This is a genomic window from Streptomyces ruber, assembly GCF_014648075.1.
Taxonomy (GTDB): domain Bacteria; phylum Actinomycetota; class Actinomycetes; order Streptomycetales; family Streptomycetaceae; genus Streptomyces; species Streptomyces ruber.
This window is the reverse complement of record NZ_BMQK01000003.1, coordinates 725401-742454: the sequence shown is the minus strand read 5'-3', so window position 1 is coordinate 742454 and position 17054 is coordinate 725401. Positions and strand designations below refer to the sequence as shown.

Sequence of the window (17054 nt, the reverse complement as noted above, 5' to 3'; positions counted from 1 at the left end):
ACTACCCTTCCGGCTGATTCGACCGAAACCCCAAGGCATTGAGGCAACTCTGCGAATGGATCGTAGGCAGGGGCCTCCTCGTGGAAATCAACGAACGGCCTTGTTCCGGTAATCGGACGGCCGGACGGCGGCAGGGCACCGTATGACCCGGCGATTCCCGTGATGTTGCGCACGATGGAATACCGTCTCGACCGTGGAACTCAGCCACGCCACCTCACTCACAGAAGGGCAGGCCGGATCTCCCATGTCGCAGATCACCGATGACCTGGAAAAGCGCACCGAGCTTTATGTGGAGACCTTCAACTCCGGGGACGCCGAGGCGCTCGAGGACTTCTACACCCCGGAGGCCATCGCGGTCTGGGAGCCGGGCAAGCCGCTGACGGGCCAGGCCCGCAGGGACTACACGCGGGAGTTCCTGTCCCGCGGGCCGCGGATCAGCACCGAGCTGCGGCAGTCCTTCGTCACCGGCGACACCGCGCTCCTGATCGTCGACTGGGTCATCGACACCGTCGACGAGACGGGCGCGCCCGAGCGGATGCAGGGCATCGGCGTCGACGTGCTGCGCCTCTGCGAGGACAACGTCTGGCGCTACGCCGTCGACGAACCGTACGGCCAGGAGGACTGAGCCGAGCCCGGCCCACGACGCAGCAGAGCCCAACCAGCCACCACCCAACGAGACAGAGAGGCGGGCCGGTACCCATGGCCTTCGACTACACCGTCGACTTCGACCCCGAGAACCCCGACCTGACCAGCGACGCCGAGGTCGCGAACGAGATCTTCCTGCAGGTCTTCAACTCCGGTGACGGCGAGCTGTTCAACCGTCTGTACCTCGACGACTCCATCTCGAACTTCTCCGGGGAGCCCCTCTCCGGTGCGGCGCGCCTGGCCTTCTTCAAGGAGTTCCTGTCCTCGAAGCCGACCCTGAAGGCCAAGATCACGTTCTCCTACGTCGCCGGCGACGTGGCGCTCATGGGCGTGGACTACAGCATCCAGGGCACCGCCCCCGACGGCTCGCCGACCCTGCTCCAGGGCGTGTGCACGGACGTCCTGCGGCGCCAGAAGGACGGCCGCTGGCTGATGGCCATCGACCGTCCGGTGGCCGCCAAGGGTCTGGTGGCCGAGTAAGACGCCGTATCGCGCACTTTCGCGCACCGACCGCACCGCACCGCAGAAGAACCCCCCGGATCACTCCGGGGGGTTCTTCCGTTCGGGGCTTTTCTTTTTCTTCTCCGGTACAGGCTGATTGCTTGCGCCTTTCCGTGGCGCCCGGCACATGAATTCATCTCGGCACAGCCGCCCCACCGGAATGCGGCGGTGTCCGCCGCACATTTCGCGCGGCGGCAACAGCCCGGCGTGCGGCCCCCTGGCACGCGTTCCGGCCCCCCGGTCACCGTGCCGCCCCGACGGCGCTGTCGGGGCGGCACGGGGATCGGAGGGCCGGTTCCGGGGGCCGGGACGGTCAGCGCGTGGAGGGCTCCGGGCGGCCGAATGTGCCGTTGAGGAAGAGCAGTTCGTGGCCGTCACTGCCGCGGCCGGCCTCCAGCACCGTCCCGATGAAGATGGTGTGGTCGCCGAACGAGTGCGCGGCGGTCAGTTCGCACTCCACCCAGGCCAGCGAACCCGCCAGCAGAGGCGCGCCCGTGTGCGCGCCGGGCCACCACTCCAGCCCGTCGAACTGCGCGGCGCCGAGGGTGCGGTTCTTGTCGGCGAAGTGCCGGGCGAGGGGCTCCTGCTCGGCGCCGAGGATGTTCACGGCGAACCGGCCCGCGTCGGTCAGCGCCTGGTGCATCACCGCGCCGTGGCCCACGCTGCACAGCACCGAGGGCGGGTCGAGCGAGACCGAGCTGAAGGCATTGGCCGTCATGGCGTGCAGGTGCTCGCGGCCCACGGTGATGACCGTGACGCCGGTCGCGAAACGGGACATCACCTCTCTCAGCCGGCCGGGCCCCACCCAGCGCGGCTCGGAGGGGGAAGCTGAAGATTCGAGTTCAGCGGACGCGGGATTCATGCCACCTTCTCCGGGATTCGTCGGGGCACACGCGGCCCGTGACAGTGGTACGGACGGGCCGGCGGATTCCTCAACGTACCGGCGCCCGGACGCCCTTCCCCCACCGTCGGGTAACCGTGCTCCCCCGCCCGTGGCACGGCCGCCGGGGTGACTGTGCGGTGACCGCGGCTTTACCCCGCGGGCGCACCCTGTGACCATGACTCACACAGACACCGCAGCAGCCGGGCCCGAGGTCACCGAGCCGGAGCTCGCCGAACCGCACCTGCGTGCGGTGCTGGGCACCGCGGGACTGGCCGTCGAGTACGTCCGGGCCCAGGACAACACGCTGTTCCGGCTGGACGAGGACGGCACCGAGATCCCGGTGGTGGACTTCGCCGGCGGTTACGGTTCCGTCCTGCTCGGCCACAACCGCCCGGAGATCGTCGAGCGCGCGACGGAGCTGCTGGCGTCGGGGACCCCGGTGCACGCGCAGTTCTCCCGCCATCCCTACGCCAACCGGCTCGCGGCCGAGCTCAACCGGATCGTGCACCGTGAACTGGGCACCGGTGAACCGTACTTCGCGATCTTCGCCAACACCGGCGCGGAGGCCGTGGAGGCCGCGATCAAGCACGCCGAGATGGACCGGGGCATGCGGCTGGCGGCACTGCGCGAGGAGCTCGCGGAGCACACGGCGAGCGCCCGCGCGGCGGTGGCGGCCGGGACGGCGACGGTCACGGCCCAGGCCCTCGGCCGTGCCGGGCTCGACGCGGCGGCCGCCGGCGGTGACTTCGAGGCGCTCGCCGCGGAGCTGGAGCGCCACAACGCCGAACAGTTCGCCCGGCCGCCGCTGTTCCTCAGCCTGGAGGGCGGCTTCCACGGGAAGCTGGCGGCGAGCGTGCAGCTCACGCACAACGAGGGGTACCGCGCCCCGTTCAAGGCGCTGGCGGCGCAGGCCCGGTTCGTGCCCCGCGAGCGGCCCGACGCGCTCAAGGAGATCTACGCCGAGGAGCGCCGGACGGTCCGGGACGTGCGTGTCGTCGACGGCCGGGTCGAGGTGACCGAGCGCGAGTTCCCCGCGTTCTGCGCCTTCCTGGTGGAGCCGATCCAGGGCGAGGGCGGCATCCACGTCCTGTCGCCGGAGTTCGCCGCGGAGATCCAGCGGTTCTGCGAGTCGGTCGACTGCCCGGTGGTGGTCGACGAGATCCAGAGCGGCATGGGACGCACCGGTGCCCTGCTGTCGAGTTCGCAGGTCGGGCTGCGCGGCGACTACTACACGCTGGCGAAGACGCTGGGCGGCGGCATCGCCAAGACGTCGGTGATGCTGGTCCGTGAGGCGCGGTACCGCAAGGAGTTCGAGATCGTCCACAGCTCGACCTTCGCGAAGGACAGCTTCTCCTGCCACATAGCGCTCAAGGTGCTGGAGCTGCTGGAGGCGGACGGCGGCGCGGCCTACCGCCGGGCCGCCGAGCGGGGCGAGGCGCTGCGCCGCATGCTGACGTCGGTGGCCGAGGACTTCCCCGGGGTGGTCAAGGAGGTGCGGGGCCGGGGCCTGATGCTCGGCATGGAGTTCCACGACCAGTCCGGGTCCGCCTCACCTGCCCTGCGGGACGCGGCGGCCGGCGGCCTGTTCGGCTATGTGCTCGCCGGGCATCTGCTGCACCGGCACAACGTCCGTACGTTCCCGACCGCGAGCGCGCTCAACACCCTGCGCTTCGAACCGTCCCTGCTGCTGACCGACGCCGAGATCGCCCAGCTCGAGGGCGGGCTGCGGGACGTCTGCGCCATCATGCGCGACGAGGCGGGTGAGCGCCTGGCGAACGGCCCGGCGCGCTGAGCCGACGCCCCGTCCCGCACGTACGTCCTCCCTCGCTCCCGCCCCGGCGGTCCTCCCCCCACCCGCCGGGGCGGGTCTCCCCGTCGGCCCGGTCACCGGCGGCCCGGTCACCGTCGGCGCGGTCACCGGTGGTGCGGCCGCCCCTTGGCACGCACGATCAAGCTTTTGGTAGCGTGCGGCAGCGCGAGGCGGGGAGATCCATGCACTTTCGGCTCTTGGGTCCACTGGAAGTCCACACCGGCTCGGGGCCGTTGGAACTCGGCGGTACCCGGCAGCGGGCGGCCCTGGCCTTCCTGCTGCTGCACGCCAACCGGGTCGTACCGACCAGCCATCTGCTCGGCGCCCTGTGGCCCGTGGACGACGCCCCCGTGACCGCGCGGAAGATCCTGCAGAACGCGGTCTGGCGGCTCCGCCGCACCCTCGCCGACGCGGCGGCCTCCGAGGACGGCGCGGACACCGGCGCCCCGGAGCTGCTGACCCGGGCGCCCGGCTATCTGCTCCGCGTCCGCCCGGAACAGGTCGACCTTCTCGTCTTCCAGCAGCAGGTCGCCGCCGGGCGCGCGGCGCTGGCGGCCGGTGACCCGCTCACGGCGAGCCGCGCCCTGCGCGACGCCCTGTCCCTGTGGCGGGGCCTCGCACTCGCCGACCTGGTGGAGGACGGGACGGCGTGGCCCCAGCTCACCGCCTTGCAGGACAGACGGCTCGACGTCATGGAGGACCGGTTCGAGGCGGAGCTGGCCTGCGGCGGGCACCACGCCGTCCTGCGGGAGCTGGAGGCGTTCGTCGAGGCGGAGCCGCTGCGCGAGCGGGCGTCGCGGCAGCTGATGACCGCGCTCTACCGCTGCGGCAGACAGGCCGAGGCGCTCGACGTCTACAACCGGCTGCGGACGGCCCTGTTCGAAGGGCTCGGTCTGGAGCCCGGACACCGGATGCGCACGCTCCAGCAGTCGGTCCTCACCCACGACCCTTCCCTGGACCTGCCGTCGTCCCCGCCCGCCGAGCCGGCGTCGCCTCCGGAGCACCCCCCCGGCGCCTCCGACGACGTACCGGTTCCCGCGCCGTCCGCCGGCCCCGGCCCGGCCACCGGGACCCCCGCGGCGGCGCCACCCGAGGACGCGCCCCGTCGCCCCGGCGACACGCCCGCGGAGCCGCCGGCCCTCCGTCAGCCGGGCAGCGTGCTGATGTTCCGCTTCCGTCTCGGCGCGGAGTTCGACCGTCTGCCGCCGCAGGACGTCGACCAGGTGCTCGACGCGCTCTCCCGGCTCGTCCGCGAGACGATCGAGGACTCCGGCGGCCGGGCGACGTCCGTCGGCTCCGTCCAGCTGGGCTTCTTCGCCGACTCGGCGCGGCGCGGGCACGGCGCCGGTCCCGCGGTGCGCGCCGCCGTCGCGGTCCGGGACCGCCTCACCGCTCCGGCTGCGGCCCGCGCCCCGTCCGCCGGCCCCGCCCCCTTGGTCCCCGGGCTCGGCGTGCACGCGGCGGTGACCACGGGGGAGGCGGTGGTCACCGAGCTGACGGTGGCGGGCACCGTCCGGCCGCTGATGGGCGGTGAGCTGGTCGAGAGGTGCCAGGACGCGCTGGAGCCGACCGCGGCCCACGAGATCCGGGTGTGCGACCGCACCCGGCGGCTGACCGAGCCGTGGGTGACGTACCAGCCGGTCCCCGCGTCCCCCTCCCACTGGCGGGTGGGGACGACGGCGGACGACGGCGTCATCGCCCCGCCGGGCGGCCACGGCGGTGAACTGGACCTGATGCGCGGCCTGTTGCGGCGCGCCCGGGACCTCGGCGCCCCGCACCTGGTCACCGTGCTCGGCCCGTCCGGTGCGGGCACGGCCCGGCTGCTCACCGGGTTCCGGGACGCCCTCGCGGCCGAGGAGGACGGCGTACGGGTCCTGTCCGCCACGGTGCCCCCGCCGGGTCACGGTGGTCCGCTGGCCGCGCCCGCGGAGATGTTCGCCGCGTACTGCGGGACGACCGCCCGGGACACTCCCGACACGGCGCTGCGCGGGGCCGAGGCCGCGCTGCTGCGGCTCACCGGCCACGCGGACCACGCCCGGCCGCTGCTCTCCCTGCTGCGCCCGCTGGTCACGCCCGGTTCCGGGGCGACCGACGCCGCCCACGTCCGCCGGACCCTGCTGGCCTGGCGCGACTTCGTCGTGCGGGTGGCGTGCGCGCAGCCGCTGGTGCTCGTCTGGGACGGCCTGCACCACGCCGACGACCTCCTGCTGGACACGGTCGAACAGCTCACGGAACACCGGGACGGAGTCCCGCTGCTGAACGTCGTCGGTACCCGCCCGCTCCTGGTGGAGCGCCGCCCCGACTGGGCGGGCGGCCGCCGGCACGCCGTGACCGTCAGCCTCCCTCCGACCGGCCTCGGCGCGCTGGACCGGCTCCTGGCGCCCCTGCTGATCCAGGACGGCGGCGCGGAAGTGGCCTAGGGCCCGTCGCGGGGGTCCCGCCTGCCGGGCGACGCCGTGCCCGCGCCCTCGCCGCACCGGGCCCGGACCCGAGTACGGCCAGTACGGCGATCCGGGTCCCCGGCACTTCCCCCGGCGGCCTCCGGTCGGAGGGGCTCCGGAGCACACGTCCGACGCCGCCCGGCCCGCCCTTCGGCGAACGACGGGACTGCGGGCCCCGGCCGTGTCGCCCCGTGCGGCCGGGGCCGCGGGGAGCGGTCCGGCACGCGCGGGGCGCCCGGTCCGGCGGGGTGTTTCCCGTTCCCGTCCAGTGTCCCTGTCTCCTGTTCCCGTCCGGCGTCCGCGCTCACGGACGCCGGACGGGAGCGGACACCGCGGCGGTACGCTCCGGTGCGGCGCCGGTGCGTGGCGCGCGGATGGCGCGGGCCAGGGCGCCGAGCGCCTCCGGGCCGGCGGGATGCCCCGCCGGCAGCGTCACGGCCGCGCACTCCAGCAGCAGGGCCGCGGCGAACACCTGCTGCTCCGGGGTGGGCGGCGGCGCCGGGACGGCGGCGGGCGCGAGGTCCATGGCCCGGCGGAGCACGGTCTGGGCCCACACGAGCAGCGCCAGCCGTGGTGCGCGGCGCGGGGTCTGCCCGGCGCGCCCCGGCGCGGGCAGCGCGCTCTCGAAGGACCGGAGGATCGCCGGGGCGTGCCGGCTGAGCAGGGCCGCGGCCGGACCGGGCCCGGGCTCCGGCTCCCGCTGCCGGCGCGGGACGGCGGCCCGGGGCTCGGCCGGCGGCGGGGACGGGGGCTGGGCAGGGCGCCGGCCGGCGGCGCGCGCCCGGCGCAGCCCCGCGTCGAGCACTTCGACGAACTCCCGGCCCACGAGCGCGGCGAGGGTCAGTTCCGCGGGGCGTTCGGACCGGTGGGCGGGGGACGGCGTGGGGACGTCGGTATCCATGAGTTCAGGGAAGCAAGTGCCGGACCCGAAGGACTCATCGGGCGGTCACCGCTCCGCATGCCGGGCCACGAACGGTTCATGCTCGGCGAAGCGACGGGCCCATCGCGTCCCCTGACGCGGGAAGTATGCCGGTGGGGTGAAGTTCCCCGGCAGGTGCGGACGCTCCGCGAAACGCGTGAGGAAGTCCTCCCGCCGGGTCCGCGGGCGCTCCAGGGTGAGGGTGCCGGCGTGGCGCTGTCCGCTGCCCCAGAAGGGCCGGCGCTCGAGCAGCTCCGGCCGGGCGGAGGCGATCACGAACAGGGGGGCGGGGCGCGCGGTGGCGACCAGGCGTTCGACACAGTCCAGGAGCGCGTCCTCGGAGCGGTGGATGTCGTCGAAGCAGAGGACGACGGGCCGCTCCCGGGCGGCGAGCGACACCACCTCGATCCAGCTGGCGTCGGCCTCCTCGTGACTCGTGCCCCGGGCGGCCGGTCCCATCAGTGGCAGGAGGTCGTACAGCAGCCGCTCGGCCGGTCCCGGACCGGCCAGGCGGCGCACGGCCTCGGCGAACCGGCCGTCCGCGCCGGCCCCGGGCGGCAGTCCGCAGCAGGCGGCGAGGATGTCGCGGCCCAGACGGCTCGCGTTCCCGGCGCTCGCCGTCGCGCCGGCGCGGATCACCCGTACCTCCGGCGAGCGCTGGGTGACCCGGCGCTCGAACTCCTCCAGGAACGAGGACTTGCCGGCGCCCTCCTCCCCGAGGATCGTCATGAGGTGCGGTGCCGAGGTGCGGCGGCTGTGGTCCAGCAGGCCCGCGACGATGGACAGTTCGTGCTCGCGGTCGGCCGGTTCCTTCGGCGCCCCTGGGCGGACGTCCCGGACGTCCGCCCAGGCGGGCTGGCGGGGAACGTGCCGGTCGGGCTCCGGGCCGTGCGGTGACCGTCCCGAGTGGGGGGCGGGACGGTGACGGTTCCTCGCCTCGGAGACCCGGGCCGCGTCGCCGCTGACGTACACCTCCCCGGGCGGGACGGCGCTCAGCAGGGTCTGGGCGTCGTCGAGCAGCCGGCCGGCGACGGTGACCGGGACGGTCGGGTCGTGGGGGTCGTGGTGCACCAGCGCCGGCCCCGCGATGACGACCGCGTGGAAGGTTGGGCCCGGGGTCTCGAGCAGACGGTCGCGCACGGCGAACGCCGCGGCCACCGCGTCCAGCGACGCCGTGGACGGGTCGTCGCGCAGCCCGAACAGGGCGACCGAGACGTAGCCGAGCGAGCCGACGACCGTGCCGCCGAACTTCTCGACCCCCTCCGCGAACGCGCTGACCGCGTCGTGCAGCGCCGAGGCGATGCGGTCGTCGCCGAGCGCGCCGGCCTCGCCGGTGAAACCGGTGCGGACCAGCACGACGCTGACGTGCCGGCGCTCGGCCACCGGCCCGCCCGGAGTCCGGCCGCCCGCCGCGCCCGCAGCCGGCCACTCCGGCACGGCCGGGCCGTGCGCGGGCGGGGCCGCCGGAGCGGGGTCCGCCTCGTGGACGCGGTGCGGCCCGGTGCGGTCCCCGCCCCGGTCGCCGTCCCGTTCCGCGCCGGGCGCGGTGGCCGGCTGCGGCACGGCGGCGCGGGGCCCGTCCGTCTGCCGGGGCATCTCCACCCGGTGCGGCTGCCGCCGTTCCGCCGCGGTGTCCTGGGGCTGCGGGCCGCCGTGCAGGGGGCGGACGTCCGCGAGGACGAGCCGTTCCCCGCCGGTGTCGGCGGGAGCGGCGAGCGCCGGGTCGTGGGTGAGGATGCTCTGCTGGAGCAACTGCAGGTCCCGCGAGGGCTCCAGGCCGTACTCCTCGACCAGTGCCCGGCGCACCCGGGTGAACACGCTGAGGGCCTCGGCCTGCCGGCCGCAGCGGTAGAGGGCGAGCATGAGCTGTCTGCACAGCCGCTCGCGCAGCGGCTGCTCGGCGACCAGGGAGACCAGTTCGCCCAGCACGGCCTGGTGGCGGCCGCACAGCAGCTCGGCCTCGAAGCGGTCCTCCATGACGTCCAGCCGCAGCTGCCCGAGCGCGGTCAGCTCCGGCCAGGCCACGCCGTGTTCGGCGAGGTCCGCCAGGGCCGGTCCGCGCCACTCCGCGAGCGCCTCGCGCAGCAGCCGTGCCGCCTCCTCGGCGTCGCCGGCGAAGAGCCGGGCCCGGCCCTCGGCGACCTGCCGCTCGAAACGGTTGACGTCGAGGCGGTCGGGGTCGACACGCAGTACGTACCCCGGTGCCTGGGTGAGCAGTTCGGGGCGGTGGCCGCGCGGGGCGTCCCCGTCACCCGGCGTGGCGCCGAGGAGGGCCCGCAGGCCCCAGACGGCGTTCTGCACGATCTTCCGGGCGGTCGCCGGGAGTTCCTCCTCCGGCCAGAGCGCGGTCAGCATCTCGCTGGTGGCCACCACGCGGTTGGCCCGCAGCAACAGCAGTCCCAGCGCCGCGCGCTGTTTGAAGCCCCCCAGTGGGACCACCTCGTCCAGTAACGACACTTCTAACGGACCCAGGATCCTGAACTGCACGCTTGACTCCTCGTGGGCGAAGTGTGACCCGACCCCGGCGTGCGGGCGGGCCGCGATGTGGCGCGCGGCCCCGTCTGCGGCGACCAGCATCGGGGTGTCGATGGCTGTCCCGTCCTCCTCGGGGGACGCGGGTGCGACCGGCCGTACCGGATCCCGGCCGGCCCGGGCGCGTCCGGTGGTCGACCGGACGGCGCCGGCGGTACCCGCGGCCCCCGAGTGCGCTTCACCCCGTTGTGAACGCGCAGTTCCTTCTCGTTCTCCGCCGGTTCCCGGGCTCCTCCGCGGGGCCGGGCGCAGCTCTGCCCCGGCCCCGCGGCGGGTCCGTCCGGCCGGGAGCGGCCCGCGAACACCGCGGGCCGCTCCTCTTCCCGGCTTCTCGTCTTCTCGTCTCTTCGTTCTTCGCCGTTCGTGTCCTTACCCCACCGGGCCGCTAGGTGCGCGGGCGGGACGGCACGCGGTCCACGATCGCCTCGGCCACCTTGTCGAGCTGTTCGGCGAGGTAGAAGTGGCCGCCGGGGAACAGCAGCGTGTCGACGGCCTGCTCGGTGCGGTCGGCCCAGCTCCGCGCCGCCTCCTGCGGCACCAGCGGGTCGTCGGCCCCGGTGAACACGCTCAGCGGCGTGTTCAGCACCGGCTCGGCGCTCCAGCGGTAGCCGGCCAGCGCGGCGTAGTCGGCGCGCAGCACGGGCAGGGCCAGCTCGAGGAGTTCCGGGTCGTCCAGCACCGCGGCGTCGGTGCCGCCGAGGCGCCGGACGGCGGCCAGGATCGCCGCGTCGTCGTCGGGCCGGTCGTTCGGGTCGGGTGCCGGCGTGGGCGCGCCGCGGCCGGAGAGGATGATCCGGAGCGGGGCGGGCGCGCCGTGCCTCTGGAGCACGCGGGCGGTCTCGTAGGCGACGAGCGCCCCCATGCTGTGGCCGAAGAAGGCGTACGGTCCGGGGGCGCTCTCCAGCAGCCGCTGGGCGACACGTCCGGCGAGCGTGGTCAGGCGGCTCTCCGGCGTCTCGTGCCGGCGGTCGTGCCGGCCGGGGTACTGCACGGCGTACACGTCGAAGTGGGGTGCCAGCCGGCGGGCCAGGCCGGCGTAGCCGGCGGCGGCGCCGCCCGCGTGCGGGAAGCAGATCAGCCGGGTCCGGTCCGTGCCGCCGTCGGCGGGCCGGTGGTAGCGCCGGAACCACCGGCTGTCCATGACGCTCGTTCCTGCGTTGTGCACGGTCACTCTCCCAAGCAGAGGTTCGTGGCGCGTTCGTAGGGTTCGGCCTCGCGGGCCCGGCGCAGTGCGCGGGCCCACCAGCCGAGCCGGTCGAGCATGGCGCGGGCGGCCTCGTGGCCGGTGCAGAGGGGACAGCCGGCCGGGTCGAGGCGGCCGTGCGGGTCGAGGTGCTCCTGGTCGTGGTGGACGTGGAAGCTGACGGTCTCGCGGACGGTCACGGCATGCGCCTCGGCGAAGATCGGCCGGAGCTGGGCGACCGCGCACAGGCCGCTGGAGGCGCCGCCGTAGGAGAGGAAGGCGACCGGTTTGGCGTGCCACTCCTCGTCGTACCAGTCGACGGCGCTCTTCAGGGAGGCGGGGAAGCTCTGCTTGTACTCGGGGGTGACCACCACGAACGCGTCGGCCGCGGCCAGCCACGGTGCCAGGTCCTGGACCGCCTGTGGTTTGGAGGCCGCCGGGTCGGCGAACATCACGTCCGGCAGCCAGACGGCGTCGAGATCGATGACATCGATGTCGAAGTCGTCGCGCAACCGGGCCTGGGAGGCCAGCCATTCGGCCGCGACGAGGCCGAAGCGGCCCTGCCGCACACTGCCGACGATGATCACCAACCGCATCCGGTCCGTGTCCGTGTCCCTGTCCGTGTCGGCTGCCAAGTCCCCGCCCCCTCCGCGATGTTCGCACTCGCCGCAGATCATCGTGCGGCATGGTCCTTCGGATTCCCTTCGGACGCGCTTCGGGCCGCTTCGGACCGGTCGGCGGACGGGCGCTCGCTATAAGTACCATGTGAGTACCCTGAGTTAGGCTATTGCTCATGCAATTCAGGGTGCTGGGGCCACTGGAGGTGTGGGCGACCGAGGAGCGGTTGGTCAGGGTTCCCGAGGTGAAGGTCCGGGCCCTGCTCGCCAATCTGCTCGCGCACCCCGGGCGGGTGGTGGCGGCCGACCGGCTCGTCGAGGCCCTCTGGGGCGGTTCGACGCTCCCCGCCAACCCGCTGGGCGCCCTGCAGGCCAAGGTGTCCCAGCTGCGGCGGGCGCTGGAGGAGGCCGAGCCGGGCAGCCGGGAGCTGATCGTGCGCCGGGCCCCGGGCTACGTGCTGACGGCGCCGGCGGAGTCCGTGGACGCCGGCCGGTTCCAGGCGCTGGTGGCCGACGCCGGCACCGTACAGGATCCGCGGGCGAAGGCCGCCGTGCTGGCGGACGCGCTCTCGCTGTGGCGGGGACCCGCGTTCGCCGACTTCGCCGACGAACCGTTCGTCCGGGCGGCCGCCGCCTCCCTGGAGGAACAGCGCCTCACCGCCGTCGAGGAGCACGCCGAGACCCGCCTGGAACTGGGCGAGCACAGCACGCTCATCGGTGAGCTCACCACGCTGGTGGCCGCCCACCCGCTGCGCGAGCGGCTGCGGGCGGTGCAGATGCGCTCCCTGTACCGGGTCGGCCGCTCCTCGGAGGCCCTGGACAGCTACGCGGAGCTGCGCCGGCGCCTGGACCGTGAGCTGGGCCTCGCCCCCGGTCCCGCGATCGAGACGCTGCAGCAGGCCATCCTCCGCCAGGACCCCGCCCTGCAGGACACCGCGCGGACCGCGCACGCCCCCTCGGGCACCCGCTCGCGCACCAACCTGCCCGCCCGCGTCGACTCCCTGGTCGGACGGGACGAGGCGGTGGCCGAGCTGCGGCAGCTGGTCCGCGAGAAGCGGCTGGTCACCCTCACCGGTCCCGGCGGAGTGGGCAAGACCAGGCTGGCCGCCGCCACGGCCCGCGAGCTGGACGACGCGTTCCCCGACGGTGTCTGGCTGGTGGAGCTCGCGGCGCTGAGCGGCACGACCGGTCTGACGTCACTGGCCGAGCACGTGATGGCGGTGATGGGCATCCGGGAGGACTCCGACACCGCGCCCTTCCCCGCCGACGCGGCGGGCGGCCCGCCGCGTCGGCTGGCCACCGCCCTGGCCACCCGTCGGCTGCTGCTGGTCCTGGACAACTGCGAGCACCTCGTCGACCCGGTGGCCGAGCTGGTCACCCGGCTCCTCACCGACTCCCCGCAACTGCACCTGATGGCGACCAGTCAGGAACGGCTGCACCTGCCCGGCGAGACGATCTGGCCGGTGCCGCCGCTCGACCTGCCGCTGCCCGACAGCGACCCGGACACCCTGGCACGTTCCAGCGCCGTCCAGCTGTTCGCGGCCCGGGCCCGCTCCGTCGACCCCGACTTCGTCCTGGACGAGTCCACCGCTCCGCTCGTGACCGACATCTGCCGCCGCCTCGACGGCCTGCCCCTGGCCCTGGAACTGGCCGCCACGCGGGTGCGCTCCCTCGGCCTGCGGGACATGCTGGACCGGCTCGACGACCGCTTCCGCATCCTCACCTACGGCTACCGCGGTGCCCCGCCCCGTCAGCAGACCCTCCAGGCGGCCATCGACTGGAGCTGGAGCTTACTCACCGGCCAGGAGCAGTACCTGCTGCGCACCCTGGCCGTGCACGCCGAGGGCTGCACCCTGGAGGCCGTCGAGCACCTCAGCGCCGAGGGCGGCGCGGACGGCGACATCCTGGACGTGCTGGCCCGGCTGGTGGACCGCTCCCTGGTCATCAAGGTCGACGGCCCGCACTGGCCGCGCTACCGGCTGCTGGAGTCCGTCGCCGCCTACGCCCAGCGCAAGACCGACGAGCAGGGCGAGAGCGCCCGGCTGGCCTTCTGTCACCTGCGCTACTACACCGAGCTGGCCGAACTCGCCCGCCCCCATCTGCACAGCCGCAACCAGCGCCGCTGGCTGCAGCGCCTGGACGCGGAGACCGCCAACTTCCAGCGCGCCCTGGACGAGGCCCGGCGCGTCGGCGCGGCCTCCTGGGCCCTGCGCCTGGCCAACGCCCTGTCCTGGTACTGGTTCCTGCGCGGCCGGCTCGGCGAGGGCTCCCGGGCCCTGCGCCTCGCCCTCGCCGTCCCCGGGGAGGCGCCCGCGGCCGACCGGGCCGAGGCCCGCACCTGGCACACCGGGTTCGCCATGCTGCTGGGCGAGCACCGGCCCGGCCTCGTGCCCCCGCCGGACGAGCCCCCGTCGGCGCTGCTCGCCGGGGAGCGTCCGGACCCGGCGGCCGGGGAGCGGACGGTGGGCCGGGCGCGTGCGGAGTGGTTCCTCGGGTTCGCCGAGTGGAGCCTGGGCTCCCTCAGCGCGGGCGAACAGCGCATGAACGGCGCCCTGACCGACTTCCGCGTGCTGCGCGACACCTGGGGGGTGGCCGCCGCCCTGAGCACCCGGGCCGCCCTCGCCATGGCCCGCGGCAACCTGGAGGCGATGCGCGGCAACGCGCTCGAGGCCCGCACCCACTTCATCACGCTCGGCGACGCCTGGGGACAGCTCAAGGCCACCGAGGTCCTCAGCGTCCTCGCGGAGATCAACGCCGACTACGACGAGGCGGCGGGGCTGCACTCGGAGGGGCTGCGCATCGCCGAGTCCCTGGAGCTGTGGTCGGAGGTCTCCCGCAAGCTCTCCGGTCTCGGCCGGATCGCCCTGCTCACCGAGCGGCTGACCGAGGCCGACGAGCTGCACTCCCGCGCGCTGCGGCTCGCCGTCGACCAGGGCAACCGGCCGGTGGAGCAGTTCGCCGAGATCGGACTCGCCCTCGCCGCCCGCCGCCGGGGCCTGCTCGACGCCGCCGAGGAACACCTGCAGCCGTGGCGGGAGTGGAACCGCAGCCACGGCGCCCTCACCGGTCTCGCCCTGGTCCTCGCCGAACTCGGGTTCATCGCCGAACAGCGCGGTGACGCCCCGGCCGCGCTCCGCCTCCACCGCGACTGTCTGGCGACCGCCCGTGCCACCGGCGACGCCCGCGCGGTGGCCCTGGCCCTGGAGGGGCTCGCCGGGGCCCACTCCCTCGCCGGACGCCACGTCCGCGCGGCCCGGCTGCTGGGCACCGCGGCCCACACCCGGGAGGAGTGCGAGGCGCCGCTGCCTCCCGCCGAGCGCCGTGACGTCGAGCGCATCTCCGCCCGCATCCGCGAGGCCCTCGGCGAGGAGAGGTTCCGCGAGGCGCTCGACGCGGGCGCCGCGCGTCACTACGACACCGCCGCCGACGAGGAGGAGAAGCTCCCCCTCGACCCGCCCGCCGAGTGCCCGGCCTGACCCGCCGGCCGCGCGCCACGGGCGGCACGCGCGGCCAACTCCCCGCCGCGGCGGGCATGTTCATGATCTACTCGGCGGTATGAGACACGGTCATGTGCACAGTGCGGAACACGACGGCGGACAGGGCCCCGTCCTGGTGATCGGCGCCACCGGGAAGACCGGCCGGCACGTCGTGACGCACCTGCGGCGGCTCGGCGCGGACGTCCGGGCCGTCGCCCGCGGTACCACCCCGGTCCGCTTCGACTGGTTCGACGAGTCCACCTGGCCGGCCGCGGTGTCCGGAGCACGGGCCGCCTACCTCGTCGACGCGCAGAACGAGCACGCCGCCGACCGCTTGCGCGCCTTCGTCGCGTTCGCCGCCGGTCACGGCCTCACCCGGCTGGTCCTGCTCTCCGCCCGCGGCTGGGCCGACTCCGGCGAACCGGGGATGCTGGCGACCGAGGAGGCGTTGCGGGGGTCCGGCGACGCCTGGACCATCCTGCGGCCGACCTGGTTCATGCAGGGCTTCACCGAGGACGACCTGCTGCGCGCCCCGGTGCGCGCCGGCACCGTACGGCTGCCCGCCGGCGACGGGGCCGAGCCCTTCGTCGACGCCCGGGACGTCGCCGAGGTCGCGGCGACGGTCCTCACCCAGGGGGGCCACGAGGGCGTGGTGCACGCCCTGTCCGGCCCGCGCGCCCTTCCCCTGGCGGAAGCCGTGGACACCATCGCCCGGGCGACCGGCCGCCCCGTCCGCTACCACGCCGTCACCGCCGACGAGTACGTCGCCGACCTCACGGGCCGGGGCGTGCCCGAGGGCGACGCCCGCTTCGTCGCCCGGCTCTTCACCTGGATACGCGACGGCGAGGACGCCCACCTCTCCAGCGGCGTCCAGGACGTACTGGGCCGTGCGCCCCGGGACTTCACCGACTTCGTCGCGGAGGCGGCCGCGACCGGCGTCTGGGACGCCTGACCCGAGAAGGCCGGCCGACGCGCCGTGCGCCGCCGGGGACGTCGTCCGTCCCCGGCGGCGCACCGGCCGCGGCGGATGCCGGTCGTGCCGCCGGGCCCGTCGCCGCCCGGAGGACGGCCTCGCGGTGTCGGCCCGTGCTCCGGGCCCCCTCCGGCTCGGGCGGGGGCCGGAAGCGGGGAGGCGCGCCGGGCGCCGCGGGGCGGACGGGACCGCGGCGACGGGCCTAGGCCCCGCGGACCCGGTCCAGGATCTCCGCGGCGACCTTCTCCGGCACCTGCTGGGGCTGCCAGTGCGAGACCCCCCGCAGCCGGACGAAGCGGTACTCCCCCGTCACGTGGTCGGCGGTGCGCTCCGCGGCGAGGACGCCGACCGCCGGGTCGTTCTCGCTCCAGATGTGGGTGGTCGGCACGGTGACGGGCCCGAGCGGGTCGCTGTCGTCCTGCAGGCTGCCCGCCCGGTACCACTTCAGCGCCGCCCGCAGCGTGCCGGGGCTGGTGTGGGTGCGCATGTAGCGCTCGATCTGCTCCTCGCTCAGCACTCCCTCGGTCTGCCGGTACCACCCCTCCAGGCCGGCCGCGCCGTCCGCGAGGAAGGTGTCGGCCGCGTCCTCGGCGCTGAGCGTGTCGATGTAGCCCGAGTGCAGCCGCTGTCGGTGATCCACCCGCAGCGCGTGCCGGAAGGCGTCAAGGTGCGGGAACCCGGCCGCCGTCAGGCTCCGCACCCGCCCGGGGAACCGTGCCGCCAGGTACCAGCCGACGACCGCGCCCCAGTCGTGCCCGGCGACGTGCGCCGCCTCGATGCCCAGCGCGTCCAGGACGCCCAGCGCGTCGGCGGCCAGCTCCGGCAGCGCGTACGCCTCGACCGCCTCCGGACGGGCCCCCGGCGAGTACCCCCGCTGGTCGGGGGCGACCGTGCGGAGCCCCGCCCGGTGCAGCAGCGGCGCGATGTCCGTCCACGACTCGCGGCTGTGCGGGAACCCGTGCAGCAGCAGGACCGCCTCACCGTCCTCGGGGCCCGCCACGTCGACGTCGAAGACCAGGTCGTCGACAGTTACTCGCATCTCCACTCCTTGTCCGCGCGCTTGCCGTCGACCGG

12 protein-coding genes are annotated in these 17054 nt (G+C 74.9%); 6 read left to right on the top strand and 6 right to left on the bottom strand.

Annotated elements, in window-relative coordinates; genetic code table 11:
• The first annotated feature begins 193 nt into the window (after positions 1-193).
• On the top strand, positions 194-625 hold the full coding sequence (locus tag IEZ04_RS11375) for a YybH family protein (protein WP_308429793.1): 432 nt from the start codon (positions 194-196) through the stop codon (positions 623-625).
• 74 nt (positions 626-699) lie between these two features.
• Positions 700-1125 (top strand): YybH family protein, encoded by a 426-nt coding sequence (locus tag IEZ04_RS11370; protein WP_189216607.1) that lies wholly within the window; start codon positions 700-702, stop codon positions 1123-1125.
• A gap of 334 nt (positions 1126-1459) precedes the next feature.
• On the opposite strand, the gene IEZ04_RS11365 is transcribed toward IEZ04_RS11370, so the two are convergent.
• Positions 1460-2008, bottom strand: coding sequence for a flavin reductase family protein (locus tag IEZ04_RS11365; RefSeq protein WP_189216606.1), 549 nt, complete (start codon positions 2006-2008; stop codon positions 1460-1462).
• 196 nt (positions 2009-2204) lie between these two features.
• Between IEZ04_RS11365 and IEZ04_RS11360 the strand changes: the two genes are divergently transcribed.
• A complete protein-coding gene (locus IEZ04_RS11360; RefSeq protein WP_189216605.1) occupies positions 2205-3821 on the top strand; it encodes an aspartate aminotransferase family protein in 1617 nt (538 codons plus the stop codon).
• Between the two features lie 215 nt (positions 3822-4036).
• Entirely contained in the window at positions 4037-6259 is a 2223-nt protein-coding gene (locus tag IEZ04_RS11355; protein ID WP_229820959.1) for an ATP-binding protein, read from the top strand.
• Positions 6260-6584: 325 nt separating this feature from the next.
• Here the strand turns inward: IEZ04_RS11355 and IEZ04_RS11350 are convergent, their stop codons facing one another.
• The 4 genes from IEZ04_RS11350 to IEZ04_RS11335 all read right to left on the bottom strand — a co-directional run bounded on the left by IEZ04_RS11350 (position 6585) and on the right by IEZ04_RS11335 (position 11510).
• Positions 6585-7181, bottom strand: a complete 597-nt coding sequence (locus IEZ04_RS11350; protein ID WP_189216603.1) for a hypothetical protein — start codon at positions 7179-7181, stop codon at positions 6585-6587.
• Positions 7182-7226: 45 nt separating this feature from the next.
• Positions 7227-9686: an ATP-binding protein gene (locus IEZ04_RS11345; RefSeq protein WP_189216602.1), complete on the bottom strand. Its 2460-nt coding sequence runs from the start codon at positions 9684-9686 to the stop codon at positions 7227-7229.
• Positions 9687-10116: 430 nt separating this feature from the next.
• On the bottom strand, positions 10117-10872 hold the full coding sequence (locus tag IEZ04_RS11340) for a thioesterase II family protein (protein WP_189216601.1): 756 nt from the start codon (positions 10870-10872) through the stop codon (positions 10117-10119).
• Between the two features lie 26 nt (positions 10873-10898).
• The gene (locus IEZ04_RS11335) at positions 10899-11510 is read right to left on the bottom strand and encodes an NADPH-dependent FMN reductase (RefSeq protein WP_229820981.1); all 612 of its coding nucleotides are present in this window, start codon (positions 11508-11510) and stop codon (positions 10899-10901) included.
• 197 nt (positions 11511-11707) lie between these two features.
• Between IEZ04_RS11335 and IEZ04_RS11330 the strand changes: the two genes are divergently transcribed.
• Both IEZ04_RS11330 and IEZ04_RS11325 read left to right on the top strand, forming a co-directional pair.
• Positions 11708-15007, top strand: a complete 3300-nt coding sequence (locus IEZ04_RS11330; RefSeq protein ID WP_189216599.1) for an AfsR/SARP family transcriptional regulator — start codon at positions 11708-11710, stop codon at positions 15005-15007.
• A 79-nt stretch (positions 15008-15086) separates the two neighbouring features.
• The gene (locus IEZ04_RS11325) at positions 15087-15959 is read left to right on the top strand and encodes an NAD(P)H-binding protein (protein ID WP_189216598.1); all 873 of its coding nucleotides are present in this window, start codon (positions 15087-15089) and stop codon (positions 15957-15959) included.
• A gap of 223 nt (positions 15960-16182) precedes the next feature.
• On the opposite strand, the gene IEZ04_RS11320 is transcribed toward IEZ04_RS11325, so the two are convergent.
• Positions 16183-17019 carry an alpha/beta fold hydrolase gene (locus IEZ04_RS11320; RefSeq protein WP_189216597.1) on the bottom strand — a complete coding sequence of 279 codons (837 nt, stop codon included), beginning with the start codon at positions 17017-17019 and terminating at the stop codon, positions 16183-16185.
• Positions 17020-17054 lie beyond the last annotated feature (35 nt).

Coding starts and splice junctions, on each gene's coding strand:
- IEZ04_RS11370 (WP_189216607.1), top strand. CDS start 700: ATGGCCTTCGACTACACCGTCGACTTCGACCCCGAGAACCCCGACCTG.
- IEZ04_RS11365 (WP_189216606.1), bottom strand. CDS start 2,008: ATGAATCCCGCGTCCGCTGAACTCGAATCTTCAGCTTCCCCCTCCGAG.
- IEZ04_RS11360 (WP_189216605.1), top strand. CDS start 2,205: ATGACTCACACAGACACCGCAGCAGCCGGGCCCGAGGTCACCGAGCCG.
- IEZ04_RS11350 (WP_189216603.1), bottom strand. CDS start 7,181: ATGGATACCGACGTCCCCACGCCGTCCCCCGCCCACCGGTCCGAACGC.
- IEZ04_RS11340 (WP_189216601.1), bottom strand. CDS start 10,872: ATGGACAGCCGGTGGTTCCGGCGCTACCACCGGCCCGCCGACGGCGGC.
- IEZ04_RS11335 (WP_229820981.1), bottom strand. CDS start 11,510: ATGCGGTTGGTGATCATCGTCGGCAGTGTGCGGCAGGGCCGCTTCGGC.
- IEZ04_RS11330 (WP_189216599.1), top strand. CDS start 11,708: ATGCAATTCAGGGTGCTGGGGCCACTGGAGGTGTGGGCGACCGAGGAG.
- IEZ04_RS11325 (WP_189216598.1), top strand. CDS start 15,087: ATGAGACACGGTCATGTGCACAGTGCGGAACACGACGGCGGACAGGGC.
- IEZ04_RS11320 (WP_189216597.1), bottom strand. CDS start 17,019: ATGCGAGTAACTGTCGACGACCTGGTCTTCGACGTCGACGTGGCGGGC.